Here is an 18,475-nt window from a genome sequence, read left to right as displayed (position 1 = left end):
TAGAACGTTATGAAACAGGTACTTTTTGTTCGTCCCGACAGCCGCGAGGGCGGAAAAATAATGTGGTGTGAGTCCGGCAGCGAGCACGTTGAGGTGCTCGACAGCCTGGAGGCGCTGGCCGATCACCCGCTGGCGGCACGCGTCTGTCTCCTGCTGCCCGCCGGCGACATGATTTTCCGCCACTTCACGCTGCCGAAAAAGGTGGCTTCTCAGGCGATGGCCTTCTCGTGGATGGCGGAAGAGACGCTGATTGGCGACGTGGACACCCTCCACTGGACGGTGCTTCACAAAAAGGGGGCCGAGGTCGACGCCGTGGCCATTGACGCCGACCGCCTGCGCGCGGCACTGGCCCGCTGTCAGGAGGCCGGACTCCGCGTGATTCAGGCTCTGCCTGATGCCTGGCTGCTGCCCGTGGCGGCAGGCGGCAGCACGCTGGTCGCGCAGGATAATGGCTACTGGCTGCGCTTATCGCCCCACGTGGCGGCAGAAATGGAGGCCAGCCTGCTGCCGCTGCTGATGCAGAAAGCCGGCGAAGGCGAGGTGTGGTGCTTCGGCGACGCGCCTGCAAACGTCACCGTTGATGTGCAGCATGCCTGGCAGCATCCGCTGGTGCTGATCCAGCCGCAGTGGCAAGCCTGTCGCGTGAATCTGCTTCACGGTGAATTCAGCCTTAAGGCCGGTAACGGGCGCGTCGCGAAACGTATGAAAGCCGCAGTGGCGGCGGCTGGCCTGCTGTCCGTTGGCCTGTTGCTGGGGCCGCGCATTGCGATGGCCTGGATGCTGGTGCAGCAGGAAAACCAGATACAGGAGGAGATCCTCCAGGTGTATCAGCACCATTTCCCCAGCATGCGTCACCAGACCAACATCAAATATCACTTTGGTCAGAACGTCAAAAAACAGAGCAAGGGGATCTTCCTTCAGCTGGACGAGCTGGCCGCCGCCCGGCAGTCAGTCCCTGCGATGGAAATCGATCTGCTGGAATACGATGCGCAGCAAAACACGCTAACGCTGAGCGTCAGCGCGCAAAACCAGCCCGCGTTGCAAACGTTTGTTAATCAGACCCGTGAGAATTTCGATTTTACCTTACAGCCTGTTTCAACCACCGAACCGTATACCGCCATGATCGCAGGGAAACATAAATGAAAGAGCGAATCGCGCAGCTGAAATCACGCTATCAAAATTACAGCGCCCGGGAGAAAGTTATTTTAAAACTCTGCATCGTCGCCCTGCTTGGGGCTGCGGTGTATTACGCAGGAGTGATCCCTTTGGATAATATGATTCAAAATAGTAAATCGACGCTTAAACGACAAAAAGAGACGTTAAACTGGATGCGCAGTGAAATTAATAAAAATCATCTTCAGGTCCAGTTAGTCAAAACGGATAATCCACGTACGGTGGTTGAGAAAAGCGCCCATGAAATTAACCTTTCACTGACGGACGTGCGTCAGGAGGGACAAACGTTATCGTTCGTGGTGAGTCGGGTAAATGTGTATGAATTAAAAAGCTGGCTGCGCGAAATTAATCAGACCTCCGGCGTCAGGTTGCAAAAAATAAACCTCACGCCGGTTGACCACCTCAGCGATGTGAAAGCGCAGGTGCAGCTTACCTGGGCAAAAAACGCATGAATACCGTCTCGCTGATCCGGGAAGCCTGTCCGGTTAGTTTCGCGATGATGAGTGCGATCCTGGGCGGGATTATGGGCAGTTTTCTGGGCGTTGTGGCCGAGCGCCTGCCGGGGATGATGATGGACGAGGAGGGGAGCGGCAATCTGCTCTTTCCTGCCTCGCACTGCCCGGTGTGCCAGCACACGCTGGCCGCATGGGAAAATATTCCTCTGGTCAGCTGGCTATTATTACGGGGGCGCTGCCACCAGTGCAGCACGGCCATCCCGCTGCGGTTATTTTTGGTCGAATTGTTCTCCGCGCTGTTTTTTGGCGTCACGGCCTGGTGCATGCCGGACGTTCAGGCGATGTTTTCCCTGTGGTTACTGGCGCTCTTTTTACTGCCTCTGGCGATGATCGACTGGCAGCACCAGCTTCTCCCGGACTGCCTGACCCAGCCGCTGCTGTGGGCAGGTCTCCTGCTCCATGCGTTTGACCATAAATTGCCGTTGCACGACGCGCTGTTCGGCGCGGTAGCGGGCTATCTGTCGCTCTGGCTGCTCTACTGGGCCTTTCGTTTGGTCACGGGGCGGGAAGGCCTGGGCTACGGCGATTTTAAACTGCTGGCGGCGCTGGGCGCCTGGTGTGGCTGGCAGGCGCTACCCACCATTGAGCTGGCGGCAGCGTTAAGCGGTATTGTCGGTTATTTCGTCCTGAATAATGTAAATAAAAATAACCTCACTATTTCTTTCGGACCGTATCTCGCCTTTGCTGGAATAAGTGTGTTTATCAGCCAGCAACTGGTTTCCACATTTTAAATATAGCGGTCAAGCTATTTTATAAACTTTTTTGACGGTGGAAGAGAAGGACGTCTCTTTACGCCCGGTGTATCGTAAGGGATATAAGCTAGACGGAATTCAGGCTTGTATCTTTTTATGGAGGAATACAACGCAGTAAAAAGCTTTTTTCACGGCATTCAGGTTGGTTAAATACGCATTATGCGAAGCGCATCCATGATCTCACGGAAGACATGGATTATTACGTTACGAATAAATTTATCAGGAAATAAAAATGAAATTTATGAAGCCTAAATATCTGGCGCTTTTTGTTGCAGCCGCAACGAGCTCGGTATTTGCAGCGGCACCGGGTACACCGTCAATTACATCAGGCAACGATAAGTTTGCGCTGGTAGAGGTGGATCAGGCGGCACAGGACTACAACAACCTCATCAAAGTGCACAAAGATGGCGTTGACGTGAAGGTTGAGTGGAACGTGTGGAGCGGCGACGCCCCTACGTCAGCAAAAGTGCTGCTGGACGGCCAGACCGTCTGGACCGGAGCGGGCAGCACCGCCGGCTCTGCGACGTTCAAAGTGAAAAAAGGCGGACGCTATCAGGAGCAGGTCGAGCTGTGTAATGACAGCGGCTGCACCAAAAGCGCCAGCAAGCTGATCATCGTGGCGGATACCGACGGTAGCCACCTGCTGCCGCTGAACACCCCGCTGCTGGAAAACAACAAAGCGTTCGCGCAGCACACCGATAAAGTGGTTGGCGCTTACTTCCCCGAGTGGGGCGTGTACGACCGTAACTTCTCTGCGGACAAAATTCCGGCGGCGAACATCAACCACCTGCTGTACGGCTTCATTCCAATCTGCGGCGGCGACGGCATTAACGACAGCGCCAAATCCTCCGGCGCGCTGGAATCTCTGAAGCGCGCCTGCCAGGGCCGCCAGGACTACACCGTGGCGATCCACGATCCGTGGGCGGCGTTGCAGAAACCTCAGCAGGGCGTGACCGGCTGGGATGAACCGTACAAAGGCAACTACGGTCAGCTGATGGCGATGAAAAAAGCCCATCCGGACCTGAAAATTCTGCCATCCGTCGGCGGCTGGACCCTGTCCGACCCGTTCTATCAGATGGATAACAAAGTGCTGCGCGACCGCTTCGTTGCGTCCGTGAAAGACTTCCTGACCACCTGGAAAGTGTTCGACGGCGTGGATATCGACTGGGAATTCCCGGGCGGCGGCGGTGAAAACGCCAAGCTGGGTAACCCACAGACCGATAAAGCGACCTACACCGCGCTGATGCACGACCTGCGCCAGATGCTGAACGAGCTGTCTGCGGAAACTGGCCGTACCTACGAGCTGACCACCGCTATCGGTGCAGGTAAAGATAAGATCGAAGACGTGGACTACAACACCGCGCAGCAGTACATCGACCATATCTTCCTGATGAGCTACGACTTCTACGGCGCGTGGAGCAATACCGACCTCGGCCACCAGACCGCGCTGTACGGTGCGTCCTGGAAACCTGACACCAACTACACCACCGATAACGCGGTGAAAGCGATGCTGGAGCAGGGCGTTCAGCCAGGCAAGATCGTGGTTGGCGCAGGCATGTACGGACGCGGCTGGACCGGCGTTCACGGCTACACCGGCGACAATCCGTTCACCGGCACCGCCACTGGCCCGGTCAAAGGTACGTGGGAAAACGGCATCGTTGACTACCGTCAGATTGTGAACCAGATGCTGGGCAAACCGGGCTGGGAATACAAATACGACGAAGCGGCAGAAGCGCCGTACGTGTTCAACAAGTCTACCGGCGAGCTGGTGACCTACGATAACGCCCGTTCCGTGAACGCGAAGGGCAAATACGTACTGAACAAAAACCTGGGCGGCCTGTTCGCGTGGTCTATCGAATCCGATAACGGCGACATCCTGAACGCCATGAACGAAAGCCTGCTGGGCGGCAGCTCTACGCCTGTTGAGCCGGTTGTAACCAACCATGCACCGGTCGCGTCTGCTACCGACATGACGGTAACGGGCCCGGCGACCGTCACGCTCGACGGCTCCGCCTCCAGCGACCAGGACGGCGATGCGCTGACCTACAAATGGACGCAGGTTTCCGGCGCTACCGTGACCCTGGCGAACAGCACCAAAGCGAAAGCCAGCTTCAGCGTACCGGCTGTGACCAGCGATCAGAACCTGGTGTTCCGCCTGACCGTGACCGACGCGAAAGGCCTGAGCAACGCGATCGACGTGCAGGTTGTGAACAAAGCGCCGAAAGCGAACCAGGCACCAGTGATCAATGCCATGGACGCCGTGACCGTGGAATCCGGTGAAGCGATTTCCCTGCATGCACAGGCGACCGATCCAGACGGCGACGCGCTGACCTACAGCTGGAGCGTACCGGCAGATATGAACGCAACGGGGACAAATACCGCCAACGTTCGCATTACTGCGCCAGAGGTCAACAACACCTCTTCCTACACCCTGAGCGTTGTGGTCACCGACGGCAAAACCAGCGTGCAGTCTAACGTGCAGGTAACGGTGAACCCGAAAGCAGCGCCGGCCCCGGCGCCTGTGGACGAAGACACCACCCCGGCCGACGAAGGTAACGTGCCGTCTGACGAAGGGAATATCCCGTCTGACGAAGGCACTACCCCGGCGGATCAGGGTACGGCAACCGGCAGCTGTGATGCGCCAGTTGACCCGGCGGCCAGCCAGCATGCGGTTTGGGAATCCAGCAAAGTCTACAACGGTGGCGACATCGTGAGCTTCGACAACCTGGTGTGGAAAGCGAAGTACTGGACTCAGGGCAACCAGCCTGGCTTCGGCGCAGAAGCGTGGGAGCTGGTCAGCCAGGTGAAATTCAACTGGCGTTCCGATGTGGTCTATAACGGCGGCGAAACCACCACGTACGAGGGCAATGTTTATCGTGCGAAATGGTGGACCCGCGGTGATAACCCTGCGAACAGCGATGTATGGGTGAAAGAAGGCGCAGCACCAGACTGCAAATAATCTGACCCGATAAACGCTCACCGCGCCCGTCACGGTGCGGTGAGCGATTTAAATTGATTTTACAGGATGTGGGTAAGGAGAAATAACCGATACTGTCAGCAGGTAAAAATGAAAAAGCTCATTTTGTTATTGTTAATAATAAGCCAAAGCGCACTGGCGAACTGTTGGGATAAAGCGGCGCATTATTATCATGTCGATCCTTATTTATTGTATGCCATCGCGAATGTGGAATCTGGAATGAATCCGTATGCGGTTGGACAAAACCGCGACGGCACGCGTGATGTTGGACTGATGCAAATTAACAGCACGCATTTTACCGCGCTGGAAAGCAGGGGCATCGATGAATATCGCTTAATGACGGAGCCGTGTACGTCCATCATGGTGGGCGCCTCGATTCTCTCCGGCATGATTAAAGTGTATGGCTATAACTGGGAAGCCGTAGGCGCCTATAACGCCGGGTTAAAAAAAGAGAATTATCCACAGCGCATGAAATATGCCCATAAGGTCTGGGCGAAATACCAGCAACTGAAATTAGCAGCACGGTATTAACGTTTTTTATTTTTGAAGAATTCCTGAAGGTGTTCTTCGAAAAGTGAAAACAGCTGAATGTGGTTTATGTATTAACGGAATAATACCTAAGCCGGGATTTTAACGTTTAATCTGAATAAACAGGAATACTGAAATGAACAAAAGGACGTTATTGAGTGTACTCATTGCGGGAGCCTGCGTGGCGCCATTGATGGCCCAGGCTGCAAATCTGAAGGAAACCAGCAGTGAGCCGTACACCATGAAAGCCAGCGATCTGGCGAAGAAAGAAAAAGAATTAACCGATTTCCCGCTCATGACGTCGGTTAAGGAGACCATCAGGACGCTGGATAACGCGCAGGTCGAAATGATTGAGCCAGGCCGCGCGGCGAACCCGGAAAACGTTAAGCGCGTTGAAGGGATTGTGAAAGCCAGCGACTGGGAATATCTCTTCCCGCTGCGCGCTCAGGCCTATACCTACAGCAACTTCCTGAAGGCCGTGGGTAAATTCCCGGCGCTGTGTAAGACCTACGACGACGGTCGTGACAGCGATGCCATCTGCCGCAAAGAGCTGGCCACCATGTTTGCCCACTTTGCCCAGGAAACCGGCGGCCACGAAAGCTGGCGTCCGGAAGCCGAATGGCGTCAGGCGCTGGTGCACGTGCGTGAGATGGGCTGGAGCGAAGGGCAGAAGGGCGGCTATAACGGCGAGTGTAACCCTGACGTCTGGCAGGGCCAGACCTGGCCGTGCGGTAAGGATAAAGACGGCGACTTCCTGAGCTACTTCGGTCGCGGCGCCAAGCAGCTGTCCTACAACTACAACTACGGTCCGTTCTCGGAAGCGATGTACGGCGACGTGCGTACCCTGCTCGACAAGCCTGAGCTGGTGGCGGACACCTGGCTGAACCTGGCGAGCGCAATCTTCTTCTTCGCCTACCCGCAGCCGCCAAAACCAAGCATGTTGCAGGTTATCGACGGAACGTGGCAGCCGAACGATCACGATAAAGCCAACGGCCTGGTGCCGGGCTTCGGCGTTACCACCCAGATCATTAACGGCGGCGTTGAGTGCGGCGGTCCAACCGAGATTGCCCAGTCCCAGAACCGTATTAAGTACTACAAAGAGTTCGCCAACTACCTGAAAGTACCGGTTCCGGCAAACGAAGTGCTGGGCTGCGCCAACATGAAACAGTTCGACGAGTACGGTGCGGGCGCCCTGAAGATTTACTGGGAGCAGGACTGGGGATGGAGTGCGGATACCCCAGACGGTAAGACCTACTCTTGCCAGCTGGTGGGCTACCAGACGCCGTTCAGCGCGTTCAAAGACGGTGACTACACCAAGTGCGTGCAGAAGTTTTATAACGTCAATATCGTGAACGATGACGGCTCTGCCGACACGCCGGTGACCCCAGCGCCAACGCCAGCTCCGACGCCAGCCGAGGACGAAACGCCGGCCCCTGCGCCAGCGCCTGTTCCGGATGAAACGCCAGCTGAGCCTGTCGTGGTGAACCACGCGCCGGTTGCGCAGATTGCGGGCCCAATCGGTGCCGTTGAAGCGGGCGCGCAGGTTTCGCTGAGCGCTGAAGGCTCTACCGACGCAGACGGCAACACGCTGACCTATACCTGGCGTGCTCAGGACGGTCAGACCGTGGCTGGCGAAGACAAAGCGGTAGTGACCTTCACTGCACCGGAGTCTGCAACGGCGCAGCAGTATGAAGTGAGCCTGACCGTCAGCGATGGCGAGCTGAGCAGCACCACGTCTTACCTGCTGAACGTGAAGGCGAAAGCGTCTACGCCATCCGAAGAAGACACGTCTTACCCGGCGTGGAGTGCGAACAGCAAGTACAACGCAGGTGATATCGTGAACAACCACGGTAAGCTGTTCCAGTGCAAACCGTTCCCGTACAGCGGCTGGTGTAACAACGCCCCGTCGTACTATGAACCGGGCGCAGGCCTGGCATGGGCTGATGCCTGGACGGCTCTGTAAAAGCAAACGGCAACCCTCGGGTTGCCGTTTTTTTGTTTGCTCTTTCCCCTCACCCTAACCCTCTCCCCAAAGGGGCGAGGGGACAGTACGGTGCAGTTGTAGGCCCGGTAAGGCGAAGCCGCCACCGGGCAAAAGGCTAGCGGTGCAACTTCCCGTGATCCCGTAACCACGCCGCCGTACGCACAATCCCTTCATCCAGCGATACAATCGGCTTGTACCCCAGCTCGTTCTCCGCGCGTGAGATGTCCAGCGTAAAATCAAAGTTGAGCTTCGACACGCCGTAATGGGTCAGCGCAGGCTCCTTCGCCGATTTACTGCCAAAGCGCTCCATGCTGCGGGCAATCATGTCCAGCATCGGGTAAGGCACGGAACGAATGCGGCAGTCGATTTTCAGCTCGTCAATCAGCCTTTGCACAATGCTGCGCAGGGTGCAGGGTTCGCCGTTGGTGATGTTATACGCGCGGCCCGACACCAGCGTATCGCAGTCCGGCTGGCTCGCCAGCCACATGGCGTGAACGGCGTTTTCGTAATAGGTCATGTCCACCAGCGCATCGCCGCCGCGCGGTAACAGCACGCTGCCGTAGTGGTGCATCATCTGGGCCAGCCGCGGGATGAATACTTTGTCGTGCGGCCCGAACAGGCTCTGCGGTCGCAGCACGGTAAAGCGGGTATGCGGGTTTGACTGGGCCAGCAGGTCGATCACCTCTTCGCCAGCCGCTTTGCTGCGGGCAAACTCACAGGCGAAGCGCGCCGGGCGGAAATCTTCCTGAATATCGCGGTGGTGGTGATAGTCAAAATAGAGCGACGGGGAGGAGATATGAATAAAGTTACGCACGCCCCAGGCGACGGCCCATTCGCCCAGACGGCGCGTGGCGCGCACGTTCGCGAGATCGAAGGCTTCCTGGGTCCCCCACGGGGAGGTAAAACTGGAGCAGTGCCACAGCGTATCGATACCGGCGAGCATCACCTTAGCCTGAGAGGAGACCAGCTCCGTCAGGTCGGCATGGACAAATTCAGCGCCCATTTTTTGCAGGAGCTTGCCCATCGCCTCGTTGCGACCGGTGGCCCTGACGCTGATGCCTTTGTTGCGCAGAAATTCGACCGCATTTCGGCCTAAGCCGCTGGTCGCCCCGGTAACCAGTACCTTCATAACAATCCACTGTGTTGAAAAGAATTTCGTGCGCATTCTTTCGTGAATTACGATGTGTTGCAATGGGAAAGGTGAAAGAAAAAGGGTTTTATTTACTTATCTTCCCGCTTTTCTTCTGCCAGTTGCGCAATCCGTTTCGCCATTCCACGGAAGATAAACAGGTGTGCCGGGATCATCAGCAGCCAGTAGAACAGGCCCGGCATCCCGTGCGGGTGCCACCACGCCCGAACGTCCAGTTCACGGTGGTCGCCGTGGTCCTTAAGGGTGAAGCAGAGCCGCCCCAGCCCCGGCGCCTTCATGCCAAACAGCAGCGCCAGCTGTTTTTCTGGCTCAACGATGATCACCTTCCAGCTGTCGACCGTATCGCCCACGTTCAGATACGGGGCGGCAGGGCGGCCTTTTGCCAGACGGTGGCCCACCAGCAGATCCAGCGCGCCGCGCGTCTGCCAGAGGATATTGCCGAAGAAATAGCGCTCTTTGCCGCCGATCTGGTTCACCACGTCCCACAGCGCGCTAAGGCTGGCCGAGGTTTTTACCGTACAGCCCGCCTGTTTCGGGTAATAGCCGTACTCGGGTCGCCAGCGGGCAAAGGCCTGCGCGTCGTAGCCCCAGTCGCTGGAGTTCACCAGCTTCTCTTCTTCTTTCAGCGTATTGCGCACCGCGTCGTCAAAGCGGATCAGTTCCTGCGGGATCAAGGCCCGCAGCGCGCGATCGTCCGCCAGCAGATCGTGCTTCAGTCCCTGGATCAGCGCCTTCGCGGTTGTCGGAGGAACAGAGGTAATGACGTTTAAAAACCACACCGAGATCCAGCGGGTCGGGAAGGGGATGGGCACCAGCCAGCGTTTGCGGCCGCTCACCCGCATAAAATGTTCGAACTGCTCCTGATAGCTCAGCACCTCCGGGCCTGCCGCCTCCAGCACGCGGTGTTGCTCCGCCGGGTGATCCAGCAAAGCTACCAGATAGTGGAGCAAATTCTCCAGCGCAATGGGCGTGGTGCGCGAGCGTACCCAGCGCGGCGGTGTCAGCACCGGCAGGTTATAGACCATATCGCGCATTACCTCGAACGCGGCGGAACCCGCGCCGACGATGATCCCGGCCCGCAGCTCGGTAACGGGAATATTCGCGCCGCGCAGCGTGTCCGCCGTCAGCTGGCGGGCGCGCAGGTGATCGGACTGCTCGTTCTCAGGGGCCTGGAGCGAGCTTAAAAAAATCACCTGCTTCACCGGCGTTTGCAGCAGCGCGTCGCGGACGTTCATCGCCACCTGACGCTCGTGGGCGATAAAATCCCCGCCTTCGCCCATGCTGTGCACCAGGTAGTAAAGCGTGTCCACCCCTTCCAGCAGCGCGGGAAGCGCCTTCGGCCAGCTAAGGTCAAGGTGGTGACAGGTTACGCCAGGCAAATGGCGCTTTTGCAGGCGCTCAGTGTTGCGTGCCGCTGCCAGCACCTGATGCCCCTGCTGGCTTAACGCAGTGGTCAGATGCTGACCGATATACCCGCTGGCACCGAGCACCAGAATACGTTGCGGCACGGTATGCTCCTTAACGCTGTAAAAACGCCTGCCAGTGTTTCACCACGTCTGTTAACTGTTCGCGGTTAACGTCAAGATGCATCACCAGACGCACAACCGGGGAGGCGTTGATCAGCACGCCGCGCGCTTTCATAAATTCGCCCAGCGCAGCGTGTTCATCGCCGACGCGGACAAACAGCATGTTGGTGTCGTGACGCATCACGTCAGCGCCGATCTCGCTCAGCTGTGCCGCCATCCACGCAGCATTGTCGTGATCGTCTTTCAGGCGCGCTACGTTATTTTTCAGCGCGTACAGTCCGGCAGCCGCCAGGATACCCGCCTGACGCATTCCGCCGCCGGTCATTTTGCGCCAGCGGTTGGCGCGCTTGATGTAGTCTGCGCTACCGACCAGCAGCGAACCCACCGGCGTACCCAGCCCTTTTGAGAGGCAAATGGTGAAGGAGTCGCAATATTGGGTGATGTCCTTCAGCTCGCAGCCATACTCCACCACGGCGTTAAAGATGCGCGCGCCGTCCACGTGCAGGCCGAGGTTGCGCTCGCGAGTGAATTCCCACGCTGCTTTCAGGTATTCGCGCGGCAGGACCTTGCCGTTGTGGGTATTTTCCAGACTGAGCAGCTTTGTGCGGGCGAAGTGAATATCGTCGGCTTTGATTTTCGCCGCGACCTTATCCAGCGGCAGCGAGCCGTCCGGCGCGGCATCGATCGGCTGCGGCTGGATGCTGCCAAGCACCGCCGCGCCGCCGGCTTCGTACAGGTAGTTATGCGCGCCCTGGCCGACAATATACTCTTCCCCGCGCTCGCAGTGGCTGAGCAGCGCCACCAGGTTAGCCTGGGTGCCGGTGGGCAGGAAGAGGGCGGCCTCTTTTCCGCCAAGTTCGGCGGCATAGCATTGCAGTTCGTTGACCGTCGGGTCATCGCCGTAGACGTCGTCCCCGACCGGGGCGGCCATCATCTCTTCGAGCATGGCGCGACCCGGGCGGGTAACGGTATCACTACGTAAATCAATCATTTCACATCCCTTTAATTTAAGAGGTCATGTGAAATGTTTTACCTGAGCCAGTTGGTTTTTGCCAGTTCGATCACCTCGTCACCGCGCCCGCTGATGATGGCGCGCAGCATGTAGAGGCTGAAACCTTTGGCCTGTTCCAGCTTGATTTGCGGCGGGATCGCCAGCTCTTCTTTGGCCACCACCACATCCACCAGCACCGGGCCGTCGATGGAGAAGGCGCGTTGCAGGGCATCGTCCACCTCTGAGGCTTTCTCCACCCGAATGCCGGTGATGCCGCAGGCTTCGGCAATGCGGGCGAAATTGGTGTCGTGTAGCTCGGTACCGTCCGTGAGGTAGCCTCCGGCCTTCATCTCCATCGCCACGAAGCCCAGCACGCTGTTGTTAAAGACCACGATTTTCAGCGGAAGCTTCATCTGCGCCACCGACAGAAAATCCCCCATCAGCATGCTGAACCCGCCGTCGCCGCACATCGCTACCACCTGACGTTCAGGTGCCGTCGCTTTTGCGCCCAGCGCCTGCGGCATGGCGTTCGCCATCGAGCCGTGGTTGAACGAGCCAAGCAGGCGACGCTTACCGTTCATCTTCAGGTAGCGTGCGGCCCAGACGGTGGGCGTACCCACGTCGCAGGTGAAAATGGCATCGTCGTCGGCGAAGTGACTGATCTGCTGCGCCAGATACTGCGGGTGAATGGCTTTCTCGCTCGGTTTGGCGAGGTCGTCCAGCCCCTTGCGCGCATCGCGATAATCGCTCAGGGCTTTATCGAGGAATTTGCGGTCCGTTTTCTCTTCCAGCAGCGGCAGCAGGGCGGCGAGGGTGGATTTAATATCGCCGATAAGCGCCATATCCACCTTGCTGTGCGCGCCAATACTGCCAGGGTTGATGTCGATCTGAATAATTTTGGCGTCCGTCGGGTAGAACGCGCGGTACGGGAACTGGGTGCCGAGCAGGATCAGCGTGTCGGCGTTCATCATGGTATGGAAGCCGCTGGAAAAACCGATCAGCCCGGTCATGCCGACGTCGTACGGGTTATCGTACTCAACGTGCTCTTTCCCGCGCAGGGCGTGGACGATTGGCGCCTTCAGCTTAGCGGCAAATTCCACCAGCTCATTATGCGCACCGGCACAGCCGCTGCCGCACATCAGGGCGATATTGCTGGAGTATCGCAGCAGCTGCGCTAGCTTTTTCAGCTCTTCTTCAGCGGGGGTGACGGTCGGCTGCGGCGCCGAGTACCAGTGGGTGGTGGCGGTTTCAGGTGCGGCCTTCAGCGCCACGTCGCCCGGCAGGACGACCACAGAAACCCCACGATTCAGGACCGCCTTACGCATGGCTATCGCCAGCACCTGCGGGATCTGCTCCGGCGAGGAGACCAGTTCGCAATAGTGGCTGCATTCACGGAACAGTTCCTGGGGATGCGTCTCCTGAAAATAGCCGCTGCCGATTTCGGATGATGGAATGTGTGCGGCAATCGCCAGCACCGGCACATGGTTGCGGTGACAGTCGAAAAGACCGTTGATAAGGTGAAGGTTTCCTGGCCCGCAGGAGCCGGCACAGACGGCGAGTTCGCCCGTGAGCTGCGCTTCGGCACCCGCGGCAAAGGCGGCGACCTCTTCATGGCGGGTGGGCATCCATTCAATGGTCTTCATTTTGTTAAGGCTGTCGCTGAGTCCGTTCAGCGAATCGCCGGTGACGCCCCAGATACGCTTTACGCCAGCCTGCTCAAGGGTTTTCGCTATGTATGCAGCCACGGTTTGTTTCATGGTTGTCCTTCTCCTTTATGTGATATCGCTTACAAGCTTAGAAGAAAGTGACTGTATTGCCTGTGCAACAACCTTCATTTAACGATGGCTTTCACGGCAATGGAATGCGTGTGGCGAACCCGGCAAACTCTTGTTACGACTTGCCTTACAGGCGGCAGGCCCAACGTAGGCCGGGTAAACGCAGTGCCACCCGGCAAAAAAGCCCGGTGGCGCTGACGCTTACCGGGCCTACAAGGGTTACAGAGACAGATGAGCTGGACCGGCTAAAAGCCCGGTGGCGTTAACGGTTACCGTTTATGCAAGCACCAAATCCCCCTGCGGGTGACACGAGCATGCCAGCACGTAACCTTCTGCAATTTCCGCGTCGGTCAGCGTCATGGTGCTGGTGACGGTGTACTCACCGGAAACCACTTTGGTCTTGCAGCATCCGCACACCCCAGCGCGGCAGGCTGCCGCTACCGGCACGTTGTTGCTTTCCAGCGCTTCAAGCAGCGTGGTGCCCACGCGGCCAAAGAAGGTCTGCGCCGGTTGCAGCTTCGTGAACTTCATCCCGCTGGTTGCCGCTTCCGCCACGGGCGTGAAGAACTGCTCTTTGAAGAAGCGGGTCACGCCCAGCGCTTTCACTTCTTTTTCCACACTCTCCATGTACGGCGCCGGGCCGCAGGTCATCACGGTACGGTTCGCAATGTCCGGCACGCTTTGCAGCAATTCGCGGCTCAGGCGGCCCGCAATAAACCCGTGCGTGGCATTGTTCTCCGCAACCAGCGTCACCGGATAGTTGCGCCATTCTTCGGCAAAAATCACATCTTCCGGGGAGCGCACGCTGAAGATCGCCTGCACGTCGGCCTGCGGACGGTATTTCGCCAGCCAGCGACGCATTGACATAATCGGCGTCACGCCACAGCCCGCCGCCAGCAGCAGGAATTTATCTTCCGTCTTATCGTCACAGGTGAACTCGCCCTGTGCGTCAGACAGCCAGATATAATCTCCGCGCTTCACGTCACGGGTCAGCCACTGGGAGCCTGCACCGTCATCAATGCGGCGGACGGTGAGCGTAATGTATTCGCTCACGCCCGGCGTTGAGGAGATCGTGTAGGCGCGCAGGGTGTCCGCCGAATTGCGGACGCTGACCAGCGCATACTGACCCGCGCGGTACGGGTAGTAGTCATGGCACAGCAGCGACAGCGTCCACACATCCGGCGTCTCCTGATGGATGTGATGTACCTGCATCCGCCACGGACATTGTGAGGTTGGCATGGTCATGAATTACTCCTTACGCGCTCAGCAGCTGTTTCATATCATCTTCAACATTGGTCACGGAACGCAGACCAAATTTCTCGTTCAGGATGGCCAGCAGGTCCGGCGTCAGGAAGCCTGGCGCGGTCGGCCCGGTGACGATGTTGGTCACGCCGAGAGAAAGCAGGGTCAGCAGGATGACGATCGCTTTTTGCTCGAACCAGGAGAGCACCAGCGACAGCGGCAGATCGTTCACGCCGCAGCCCAGCTTCTCTGCCAGCGTGACCGCCAGAATGATGGCCGAGTAAGCATCATTGCACTGGCCGGCATCCACCAGGCGCGGCAGACCTTCGATGTTGCCGAAGTCCAGCTTGTTGAAGCGGTACTTACCGCAGGCCAGGGTCAGGATCAGACAGTCATCCGGCACGCGGGTGGCGAAATCGGTGAAGTAGTTACGTTCGCCGCGCGCGCCGTCACAGCCGCCGATCAGGAAAATGTGGCGCAGCTTTTCACGGCTGACGAGGTCAATCAGAGAATCTGCCGCACCCAGCAGCGTTTCGCGGCCAAAGCCGACGGTGATCAGATGTTCGATTTCACTGTACGGGAAGCCCGCCATCTGCTGCGCCTGGGCGATAACCGGACCGAAATCATCGCCTTCAAGGTGGCTCACGCCCGGCCAGCCGACGATGCTGCGGGTCCAGATGCGGTCATCATACGCGCCCACGGTAGGGTCGATGATGCAGTTAGAGGTCATCACGATAGGACCAGGGAAGCGGGCGAACTCTACCTGCTGGTTCTGCCAGCCGCTGCCGTAGTTACCCACCAGATGACTGAATTTGCGCAGTTCCGGGTAGCCGTGGGCGGGCAGCATTTCGCCGTGGGTATAGACGTTAACCCCGGTGCCTTCGGTCTGCTTCAGCAGGTTGTAGAGATCTTTCAGGTCGTGGCCGGAGATCAGGATGCACTTGCCTTCGGTCGCTTTGACGTTGACCTGCGTCGGGGTCGGATGGCCGTAGGTGCTGGTTTCACCGGCATCCAGAATGCTCATGACCTTGAAGTTCATCTGGCCGATTTCCATTGCGCATTCGAGCAGGGCGTTCATGTCGGAAGGCCAGGTGCCAAGCCACGCCATAATTTTGTGGTACTGGGCGTAGATATCGTTGTCGTACTGACCGAGCACGTGCGCGTGTTCCATATAGGCCGCTGCACCTTTCAGGCCGTACAGGCACAGCAGACGCAGGCCGAGGATGTTCTCGCCAATCGCCGCTTTGTCCTTATTGGGGGTAAATTCTGCGGCCTGGCGCTGTAGCTCGCTCAGGTCGTCGCTCACCAGCTGAAGCTCCGCCATTGGGTTGTCCACGTGGGCACTGACATCGGCATTCAGGCACTGCGCTTTCAGAGCTTCACGCAGGGCAATCGCTTCGCGGGCATAGCCCACAATACGTGGAGAATCGAAGTTAACGTTGGTCAGCGTGGAGAAAAATGCGCGCGGCGCAAAGCTGTCGACATAATGATCGACAATGCCATATTCACGGGCCTTGAAGGCCCAGGCGGACAAGCCTTGTAGCGCCGCAATCAGCAGATCCTGAAGATCGGACGTTTCTGCGGTTTTACCGCACATACCCTGCGCGTAAGAGCAGCCGTTGCCTGCCGGGGTACGGATGGTTTGTTCACATTGCACACAAAACATAATCACACCTGTTAAAGTTATATTTGAGATACATGTTTAAGGTTATGCCTGTGCCACAGCGGAGAAAAGTGCTTTCTTGTACTAAGTGGAGGGTTATTGATTTAGCGCAATTTTGGCGGCAGGGTCACTACCGCCAAAGCAGTATTAGGCTGAGAAAAACGCCATCAGAATGGGCACCAGCAGGCTCAGAATAAAGCCGTGTACGATGGCGGCAGGGACCATCTCCAGCCCTCCCGAGCGCTGTAGCACCGGCAGGGTAAAGTCCATCGAGGTGGCGCCACACAGGCCCAGCGCGGTAGAGCGGCTGCGGCGTACCAGACCGGGGATCAGCATGATGGCTATCAGCTCGCGCGCCAGATCGTTAAAGAAGGCGGCGCTGCCAATCACCGGGCCAAACGATTCGGTCAGCAAAATACCGGAGAGAGAATACCAGCCAAAACCGGATGCCATTGCCAGGCTGGTTTTCAGCGGCAGGTCGAGAATAAAGGCGTTAATCACTCCTCCTGCCATTGAGCTGACCACAACGACAACGGCAACAATCATTCCCCGGCGGTTAAGGACAATCTGTTTCAGCGTCATGCCGTTATTGCGCAGCTGAATACCAATCAGGAACAGCAGGAAAATCAGCGTATATTCGCTGGCTTCCGTTGCGTGCTGTAAAAATGCCCAGCCGGTCAGCCCCAGTAAAAAACCGAGCACCACAACGCCGCACAGCTTTAATGATTCCAGCGCCATCGCAATTCGGGAGGGAAGCTTTTCCTGATGGTGGTGATTTTTCCAGGGAATAGTGCGTTCCAGCCACAGTAGCGCGGCAATATTGCACAGCAAAATAACCACGACCGTGACCGCAGAATAATGCAGGATGGAAAGTAAATTTGTCGCCAGATTATCCAGGAACGCCAGGCTGATCCCCATAAAGAAAAGAATGACGTAAACAATCCAGCTGAGAAAACGATTAATGAGCTTTAAGGCCGATTCATGACGCAGCGGAATAAGGTAGCCCACAATCAGGGGCAGAAGAATGATGAGGAGTCCTGAGAACATGAACAGCCGGTCCTTTTATGTGTCTGTTAAGCGCCAGAGACACTACCCAATAAAGGCTGTAAGGTAAAGCTACAAAAAAGCCGGGTGGCGGCTACGCCTTACCCGGCCTACAAAGTGCACACTCACGTAGGTCGGGTAAGCTTTAGCGCCACCCGACATTACAGGCCGCACTTAATTAATCGCGTTTTTCCAGCAGGGTGCGGTACAGCACGCCGCCCAGAATACCGCCGATAACTGGCATCACCCAGAACAGCCACAGCTGCTCAAGCGCCCAGCCGCCCTGGAAAATGGCCACCGCGGTACTGCGCGCCGGGTTTACGGAGGTGTTGGTCACCGGAATGGAGATCAGGTGGATCAGCGTCAGCGCCAGGCCAATCGCGATAGGGGCGAAGCCGGCAGGCGCATGTTTGTCCGTCGCGCCGTGGATCACCAGCAGGAAGCCTGCGGTGAGGACAATTTCAATCACGATGGCAGACAGCATTGAGTAGCCGCCCGGAGAGTGTTCGCCGAAACCGTTCGAGGCAAAACCGCTGGCCGCTGCGTCAAAACCCGCTTTACCGCTGGCAATTACGTACAGCACCGCCGCGGCAATAATACCGCCAATAACCTGAGCAATAATATAGCCAATAATGTCTTTCGCCGGGAAACGTCCGCCCGCCCATAAGCCTAACGTAACGGCCGGGTTGAAATGTCCCCCGGAAATATGCCCCACGGCGAAGGCCATGGTTAATACCGTTAAACCGAATGCCAGCGCAACGCCGACAAATCCAATACCTAATTCCGGAAATGCGGCTGCCAGTACTGCGCTACCGCAACCACCCAATACCAGCCAGAATGTACCAAAACATTCTGCCGCTAATTTTCTGAACATAACCACCTCAAAAATAAACCTCCGCACGCAGCTCTGCGCGCGGTTTATATCGTCATAAAGGGATGACGACGCAAAGAGCCAGTATTTTGAAACCATCAACTTTCCTCCGCCACTCAAATAAATTCACTAAATTTGATTTAAGGCAATGTGATGTCATTCCTTGTTCAGAACGGAGGGAACCGCGCATGGCCCAATGATTAATCGGGCATATATTCTGCTGTCGTGACACATAGCCTGCCGCTATACTGCTGATAACGTGAAGGAAAAAGTGGCCGAAATGC

14 protein-coding genes are annotated in these 18,475 nt (G+C 57.3%); 6 read left to right on the top strand and 8 right to left on the bottom strand.

All coding sequences use genetic code 11. The features are described 5' to 3' along the window. The first annotated feature begins 9 nt into the window (after positions 1-9). The 6 genes from gspL (at position 10) to N5C09_RS17815 (ending at position 7,908) form a co-directional block, all read left to right on the top strand. The gene (gene gspL / locus N5C09_RS17840; RefSeq protein ID WP_279749572.1) at positions 10-1,143 is read left to right on the top strand and encodes a type II secretion system protein GspL; all 1,134 of its coding nucleotides are present in this window, start codon (positions 10-12) and stop codon (positions 1,141-1,143) included. Further along, positions 1,140-1,625 (top strand): type II secretion system protein M, encoded by a 486-nt coding sequence (locus tag N5C09_RS17835; protein ID WP_107535030.1) that lies wholly within the window; start codon positions 1,140-1,142, stop codon positions 1,623-1,625. The genes gspL and N5C09_RS17835 overlap by 4 nt, the downstream gene beginning before the upstream one ends. Continuing rightward, positions 1,622-2,419 (top strand): A24 family peptidase, encoded by a 798-nt coding sequence (locus N5C09_RS17830; protein ID WP_279749571.1) that lies wholly within the window; start codon positions 1,622-1,624, stop codon positions 2,417-2,419. The genes N5C09_RS17835 and N5C09_RS17830 overlap by 4 nt, the downstream gene beginning before the upstream one ends. A 253-nt stretch (positions 2,420-2,672) precedes the next feature. Further along, positions 2,673-5,399 (top strand): glycosyl hydrolase family 18 protein, encoded by a 2,727-nt coding sequence (locus N5C09_RS17825; RefSeq protein WP_279749570.1) that lies wholly within the window; start codon positions 2,673-2,675, stop codon positions 5,397-5,399. A gap of 108 nt (positions 5,400-5,507) precedes the next feature. Further along, the gene (gene iagB / locus N5C09_RS17820; protein WP_063449202.1) at positions 5,508-5,948 is read left to right on the top strand and encodes a type III secretion system invasion protein IagB; all 441 of its coding nucleotides are present in this window, start codon (positions 5,508-5,510) and stop codon (positions 5,946-5,948) included. 133 nt (positions 5,949-6,081) lie between these two features. Next, complete coding sequence (locus N5C09_RS17815) at positions 6,082-7,908, top strand: chitinase (protein ID WP_279749569.1); 1,827 nt, start codon at positions 6,082-6,084, stop codon at positions 7,906-7,908. 136 nt (positions 7,909-8,044) lie between these two features. Here N5C09_RS17815 and N5C09_RS17810 read toward each other — a convergent pair whose 3' ends face one another. The 8 genes from N5C09_RS17810 to aqpZ form a co-directional block, all read right to left on the bottom strand. Next, positions 8,045-9,058 carry an NAD(P)-dependent oxidoreductase gene (locus N5C09_RS17810; RefSeq protein ID WP_063866510.1) on the bottom strand — a complete coding sequence of 338 codons (1,014 nt, stop codon included), beginning with the start codon at positions 9,056-9,058 and terminating at the stop codon, positions 8,045-8,047. A gap of 92 nt (positions 9,059-9,150) precedes the next feature. After that, the gene (locus N5C09_RS17805) at positions 9,151-10,587 is read right to left on the bottom strand and encodes an SDR family oxidoreductase (protein WP_279749568.1); all 1,437 of its coding nucleotides are present in this window, start codon (positions 10,585-10,587) and stop codon (positions 9,151-9,153) included. Between the two features lie 10 nt (positions 10,588-10,597). Beyond that, positions 10,598-11,596, bottom strand: coding sequence for a low-specificity L-threonine aldolase (gene ltaE / locus N5C09_RS17800; protein ID WP_279749567.1), 999 nt, complete (start codon positions 11,594-11,596; stop codon positions 10,598-10,600). Positions 11,597-11,634: 38 nt separating this feature from the next. Next, positions 11,635-13,353, bottom strand: coding sequence for a ubiquinone-dependent pyruvate dehydrogenase (poxB, locus tag N5C09_RS17795; RefSeq protein WP_155024272.1), 1,719 nt, complete (start codon positions 13,351-13,353; stop codon positions 11,635-11,637). A 294-nt stretch (positions 13,354-13,647) separates the two neighbouring features. Next, positions 13,648-14,616, bottom strand: coding sequence for an NADH oxidoreductase (gene hcr / locus N5C09_RS17790; RefSeq protein ID WP_131637868.1), 969 nt, complete (start codon positions 14,614-14,616; stop codon positions 13,648-13,650). A gap of 10 nt (positions 14,617-14,626) precedes the next feature. After that, complete coding sequence (hcp, locus tag N5C09_RS17785) at positions 14,627-16,279, bottom strand: hydroxylamine reductase (protein ID WP_279749566.1); 1,653 nt, start codon at positions 16,277-16,279, stop codon at positions 14,627-14,629. A gap of 144 nt (positions 16,280-16,423) precedes the next feature. Further along, positions 16,424-17,323, bottom strand: coding sequence for a lysine exporter LysO family protein (locus N5C09_RS17780; protein ID WP_279749565.1), 900 nt, complete (start codon positions 17,321-17,323; stop codon positions 16,424-16,426). 175 nt (positions 17,324-17,498) lie between these two features. Beyond that, entirely contained in the window at positions 17,499-18,194 is a 696-nt protein-coding gene (gene aqpZ / locus N5C09_RS17775; protein ID WP_131637871.1) for an aquaporin Z, read from the bottom strand. Positions 18,195-18,475: the final 281 nt, after the last annotated feature.

This window comes from Enterobacter sp. GD03975 (genome assembly GCF_029838645.1).
Taxonomy (GTDB): Bacteria; Pseudomonadota; Gammaproteobacteria; order Enterobacterales; family Enterobacteriaceae; genus Enterobacter; species Enterobacter quasihormaechei.
Note: the sequence above shows the minus strand (reverse complement) of the source record. Positions and strands in the feature narration are given on the sequence as shown.